The 5511-nt window shown below is 64.7% G+C and carries 7 protein-coding genes; 3 read left to right on the forward strand and 4 right to left on the reverse strand.

What is annotated here, in order from left to right; all coding sequences use genetic code 11:
• Positions 1–43: 43 nt before the first annotated feature.
• Complete coding sequence (locus EOA28_RS23390; protein ID WP_127253480.1) at positions 44–418, forward strand: DUF423 domain-containing protein; 375 nt, start codon at positions 44–46, stop codon at positions 416–418.
• Positions 419–433: 15 nt separating this feature from the next.
• On the opposite strand, the gene EOA28_RS38970 is transcribed toward EOA28_RS23390, so the two are convergent.
• Positions 434–571: a hypothetical protein gene (locus EOA28_RS38970; protein ID WP_189342146.1), complete on the reverse strand. Its 138-nt coding sequence runs from the start codon at positions 569–571 to the stop codon at positions 434–436.
• 58 nt (positions 572–629) lie between these two features.
• Entirely contained in the window at positions 630–773 is a 144-nt protein-coding gene (locus tag EOA28_RS38975) for a hypothetical protein (RefSeq protein ID WP_189342147.1), read from the reverse strand.
• A gap of 177 nt (positions 774–950) precedes the next feature.
• Here EOA28_RS38975 and EOA28_RS23395 point away from each other — a divergent pair, with 177 nt between their 5' ends.
• Complete coding sequence (locus tag EOA28_RS23395; protein ID WP_127253479.1) at positions 951–2030, forward strand: LacI family DNA-binding transcriptional regulator; 1080 nt, start codon at positions 951–953, stop codon at positions 2028–2030.
• 63 nt (positions 2031–2093) lie between these two features.
• Here EOA28_RS23395 and opgC read toward each other — a convergent pair whose 3' ends face one another.
• Positions 2094–3290 (reverse strand): OpgC domain-containing protein, encoded by a 1197-nt coding sequence (gene opgC / locus EOA28_RS23400; protein ID WP_127253478.1) that lies wholly within the window; start codon positions 3288–3290, stop codon positions 2094–2096.
• A 204-nt stretch (positions 3291–3494) separates the two neighbouring features.
• Here opgC and EOA28_RS23405 point away from each other — a divergent pair, with 204 nt between their 5' ends.
• Positions 3495–4154, forward strand: coding sequence for an alpha/beta hydrolase (locus EOA28_RS23405; RefSeq protein WP_245463289.1), 660 nt, complete (start codon positions 3495–3497; stop codon positions 4152–4154).
• Positions 4155–4220: 66 nt separating this feature from the next.
• On the opposite strand, the gene sthA is transcribed toward EOA28_RS23405, so the two are convergent.
• A partial coding sequence (gene sthA, locus EOA28_RS23410) for a Si-specific NAD(P)(+) transhydrogenase (RefSeq protein WP_128315323.1) occupies positions 4221–5511 on the reverse strand: 1291 nt, incomplete at its 5' end.

Here is a 5511-nt window from a genome sequence, read left to right on the forward strand (position 1 = left end):
AGTCTTGATCGCCCTTCCGCCCAACCGCCATGGAGCATCCAGGATGAGCCTCACCGGGCAAGCATCAGACAGCGGAAGCCGCGTCCTCGTGCTGGCAGCCGGCCTCGTTGGGGCGGCGGGCGTAGCGTTGTCGGCCGCCGCCGCGCATCGCGGCGGCGCCTTTACCGGCACTGCCGCCAATTTCCTCCTGATGCATGCGCCGGCTTTTCTTGCCATCGGCCTTGCCGGCGGCAACCGTTGCCTCAGGATCGCCAGCCTCGTCCTGCTCTTGGGCCTGCTGCTGTTCTGCGGCGATCTGCTTGCCCGCGACTTTCTCGGATCGCGGCTGTTCCCGATGTCGGCGCCGATCGGCGGCACGCTGCTGATCGCCGGCTGGGTGGCGATCGCCGCCTCGGCCCTGTGGCGCCCTCGGCATTAGGCTATTTTTCAGCGCCTATTTTCGGCCGGCTCGCCGCTTGCGCTCGCGCGCAGGCAGTTCGTCACGGCGGGTCCGCTGAGGCTGCTCGGTCCCGGGCGTGATGCCCCAATAGTTGCGGTAGATGTCCTGAAACAGATGACCAATCGGATGCATGATTGCTTCTCCTTGGGTTTGAATCGATCCAATATACGGGTGCGGAAAAAACTGCGGGTCAGCCTCGCTTGGGGTCCACGAGGAAGCGCGGCTTGCGGCGCCATGGGCTCGACCTGCCTCGCCGCTTCTCGCTGACAGCGGCCGAAGCGATGCCCCAGTCGTTGCGGTAGATGTCCTCGAACAAATAGCTCACCGGATGCATGGCACCCCTCCTGTCGAAATTCGCTCCGCCATGGAGCACGGAACTTGGATCGATTCAAATCATAGACCTCTTTTGCCCACCGTCAACAGAATTTTGAATCGATCCAATAAAAATGTTAGATGACCGGCAGCAATTCAGCGGTCATGTTCGTGACGTGACCGGATTCGGAGGAACGACATGGCATCACTCCTCGAAGGCCAGGCAAGACCGATCAGGCTTGCCGACATCGCCAAGGCCGCCGGCGTCTCGCATGGCACGGCCTCCAATGTCTTCAGCCGGCCCGAGATCGTGCGCGCCGAAGTGCGCGAACGGGTCAAGGCGGTGGCGGAGCAGATGGGTTACGCCGGTCCCGACCCGAAAGGCCGGCTGCTGCGCGCCGGCAAAGTCAACGCCATCGGGGTCGCCACCACGGAGCCCCTCTCCTACTTCTTCGACGATCCTTTCGCCCGCGTCATGATGGCTGGCATTTCAGAAGCCTGCGACGCCACCGGCGCGGGCATCGCGCTGGTGTCGGCCGCCAACCAAGAGAAGCTTGCCTGGAACATCCAGAGCGCACTTGTCGACGGCTTCATCCTGTTCTGCATCGAAGGCGGCTCGCGCCTTGTCGACCTGACGCGCGAGCGTAGGCTGCCCTTCGTGGCGCTGGAGCTCGGCTTCCAGGACGAGACCGTCTCGGCCATCGGCGTCGACAATGTCGCGGGCGCAAGGCTCGCGGCGCGCCATCTGGCCGAGCTCGGCCATCGCCGCTTCGCGGTGCTGTCGCTGGCCTTCGCAGACAACCGCACCGGCTTCGCCACGCCGGACATCGTGCGCGGCGCGCTCTACACCGGAACACGCGACCGACTTGCCGGCTATTTCGAGGAGCTTGCCCGCTTCGGCATCGATACGACGAAAATCCCGGTCTACGAGACCGAGAATGAGGAAAAGAGCACCAGAGCCGGCCTCGAGGCGATCTTCGCCGATGGTGAGGCGCCGACCGCCATACTGGCGATGTCGGACCGCATGGCGCTGATCGCCATCGACTGGCTGAAAGCGCGGGGCCTGGACGTCCCCGGCGACGTCTCCATCGTCGGTTTCGACGGCGTGCCGGACGGCGCGCTGTGCACACCCGCGCTGACCACGGTCGCCCAGCCGATCACCGAGATCGGCCGCCGCGCCGCGCGCATGATCCTCGATCATGACGGTACGGTGCGGCGCGAGACGATGGGTGTCGAACTGATCGTCAGAGCCTCAACCGGCCCGGCCCGCACAGGCTAAGCGCTCTTGCGGCGTCGCGCAATTCCGAGCGGAAAACCGCTCCGCACTTCTCCTGAAATTGCTTCAGTATCCTCCCGCCCTTGCCGGCACCGGCTGCGCGCCGAACGGCCTGTTTGGAGCCTCCCCGCGCGCTTCCTTGGCGCGGGACGGCCCAAGACCGGCAAGCCATTCAAGGTAGAGCGCAAGCGCGAACTGCATGGCGATGCCGGCCGCGATCAGCAGCGTATCGTAAGCCGGGCCGCCCGGGTTGATCAGCTTCAGCACCTGCGCCGACATCGCAAGCAGCGTGCCGGCGATGAACACCGGCAGCGAGCGCTTGCCCAGAATGGCCAGCGGATTGTCGGGCCTGACGCGGAAGAGGTTGGAGACAGCCGGCAACGCGACGATCAGGTAGCTGACCGACAGAATGTGCAACAGCCGCGGCAGCGACAGGAAGGTCTTGTCGAAGCCGCCGATCACCACCGGCAGATTGAACCAGGTGATCTGGCCCCAGAGCGGGCTGTGCACCCAGATCGCCGCGCCGACCACGTAGATGCCCGCGGCGCCAAGCAGCCACGGATTGATCGGGATTCGCCCGCCCCGCTTCACATGCAGCATGGCGGCAAGGCCGATGTTGAAGACGAACTGCCAGGACAGCGGGTTGAGGAACCAGAGGCCAGGCTCCGGGTAGTTTGGCGGCGCGATCTGCCAGATGCCGGCGACGAGCCAGAGCAGGCCTGACACGATCAGCGCCGTCACCGGCCTATGGCTGACGAACAGCACGAAAGCCGGCGCCGCCAGAAGCAGCGCCGCATAGACCGGCAGGATGTTGTTGTAGCCGAGCTGGTGGCCGAGCGTGACGATGCCGAGCAGCACCTGCGGCGTGTTCTTCATCAAGGGCTCGATGTTTATCATGGTCAGCATTTCCGGCCGGTGCGCGAACAGCGCGGCGGCGCAAAACAGCGCGATCACCACCATCGTGATGACGATGTGAGCGATGTAGAGCACGCCGGCGCGCCGCCACATCTTCAGGGTCGCGAGCAAACGGCCGCCCGGCTTGAACTTCGTGCCGTAGGCCAGCGCCACCGAGATGCCGGAGATCAGCACGAAGGCTTCGGCCGCATCGGAAAAACCGAAATTCTTGTAGGTCCAATTCTCGAAGACCGTGCCCGGAACGTGGTCGACGAAGATGGTGAGCAGCGCGAGCGCGCGCAGCACGTCGATACGTGTGTCGCGCTCTCCGATACGCTTGTCGCGTTCGTTGGAAACAGGGGTGGTCATCGACAAAAGGCCTCAAAGCTGGTTGTTCATAGCCAGCAATGCGACCCCCGGGGCGCACCGCTTCGATTCCTCCCGCGGGAGGTATATCGGCGCTGAAACGGACTGAAATGCGCCTGGTTCAATCAACTTTCGCGGAGCGCGAAAATATTCCGTTTTGAAGCCGGCAAATCAACGAATCTCTCATGGAATCAAATGGATGTGAGCGTGTCCGAATATAGCGATGAAAACAGTATCCTGCACAGTGATCTTGGCTTCCGCTACCGCGTGGTGACGCCGGCAAAGTCGACCGGCAAATGCCTGTTTGTGCTGCACGGATCGGGTGTGGACGAAACGACGCTCATCCCGCTTGCACGGAAGATCGCGCCCGACGCTACGCTGGTTGCCGCGCGTGGGCGCATCCCCCAGGACAATGGCTTCCGCTGGTTCGAGCGAATCACGCCGACAAGTTTCGAACAGACCAGCATCCGCAAGGAGACCGCCGCCTACGCCGAATTCGCCGTAGAGGTATCCGAGCGCCATGGCCTCGACCCGCGGCGCGCGGCCTTCCTTGGCTATTCGAACGGCGCCAACGTCGTCTCCAGCCTGATGCTGCTCCATCCTGGCCTGGTCCGGGAGGCGGCGCTACTACGAGCGATGCCGGTGCTCGACACTTCGCCGATGACCGATCTCGGCGGAACACGTGTCTTGATCATCGCCGGCGCCGCCGACCAGACCTACGGCCCATTCGCCCCGGCGCTGGTGACGCTGTTCAGCGAACGCCGCGCCGAGGTCGACGCGCGCATCGTTGCTTCGGGCCATGAATTCGGCGACGCCGACGCCGCGATCGCGCGGCAGTGGCTGGCAGGCCCCATGCCGACGGCCTGACCGCGCCGCCAGCCGGGCGATGCTGCCTTTAGACGGCAGGCGCGGCCCGCGGCGGCTCGAGGAATTCTACCCTCGTCCCATCCGGTTCCAGGCATCCAGGCCTGCGATCTTGTAGGCTTCCGCCAGCGTCGGATAGTTGAAGGTGTTGTTGACGAAGAAGTCGACCGTGCCACCGAGATTGATCACCGCCTGGCCGATATGAATGAGCTCGGTGGCGCCCTCGCCGACGATGTGGGCGCCGAGCAGGCGGCGCGTCTCGACAGAGAACAACAGCTTCAGGAAACCGCTTGAGACGCCCATGATATGGCCGCGCGATGTCTCGCGAAAACGCGCCAGGCCAACCTCGTAAGCATCGCCGCTCTCGCGCACCTGCTCTTCCGACAGGCCGACCGTCGAGATCTCCGGCACGGCGTAGATGCCATAAGGAAAGCTCTCCGGCGGGGGCGGCAGGTTGACGCCGAAGGCGTGGCATGCCGCCACCCGGCCCTGCTCCATCGAGGTCGAGGCAAGGCTCGGGAAGCCGATGACGTCGCCGGCCGCGTAGATGTTCGGCACGCTGGTCTGGAAGGTCTGCGGATCGACCTTGACCCGGCCTCGGGCGTCGGCCCCGATGCCGACCGCGTCGAGGCCGAGGCTGGCGATGTTGCCGGTGCGGCCGGCGGCGTAGAGCACCATCTCGGAGCGGATGGTGCGGCCGTCGGCGAGCGTTACCTCGGCATAGTCAGGTTTGGAGGCGATCTCCTTGACCGGACTGCCGAGCCGGATGGTCATGCCGCGGTCGCGCATCTGGTGAATGAAATCGTCGACGATCTCGCGGTCGATGAAATCCAGGATGGAGTTGCGCGGCTCGACCAAGGTCACCGGCACGTCGAGCGCCGAAAAGATGGTGGCATATTCGACGCCGATGACGCCGGCGCCGATCACCGTCAGCGTGCGCGGCAGGTGGTGGAGTTCCAGCATCTCGTCGCTGTCGAAGATCCGCTTCCGGTCGAAGGGCACGTCGGCCGGCCGGTGCGGCCGGGTGCCGACGGCAATCAGCGCGTTGGCAAAGCCAATCTCGCTGTAATCGCCATTGTCGGCGGTCAGGCTGGCCTTGTTCGGCGCGAGGAATTTAACCGCGGCGCGCGCGCTCCTCACGGTGTTGCGCATGAACTGGTGCTGCAACACCTCGACCTCGTGGTCGAGGGTCTTGTGCAGCCGTTCGACCAGGTCGCCGATCGAAATGTCCTGCTTCACCCGGTAGCCGCGCCCATAGAAGCCGCGCTCACGCCAGCCCGAGAGATTGAGCACGGTCTCGCGCAACGTCTTGGACGGGATGGTGCCGGTATGCACCGAGACGCCGCCCAGACGCCTGCCC

It is taken from the genome of Mesorhizobium sp. M2A.F.Ca.ET.067.02.1.1 (assembly GCF_004023285.1).
GTDB lineage: Bacteria > Pseudomonadota > Alphaproteobacteria > Rhizobiales > Rhizobiaceae > Mesorhizobium.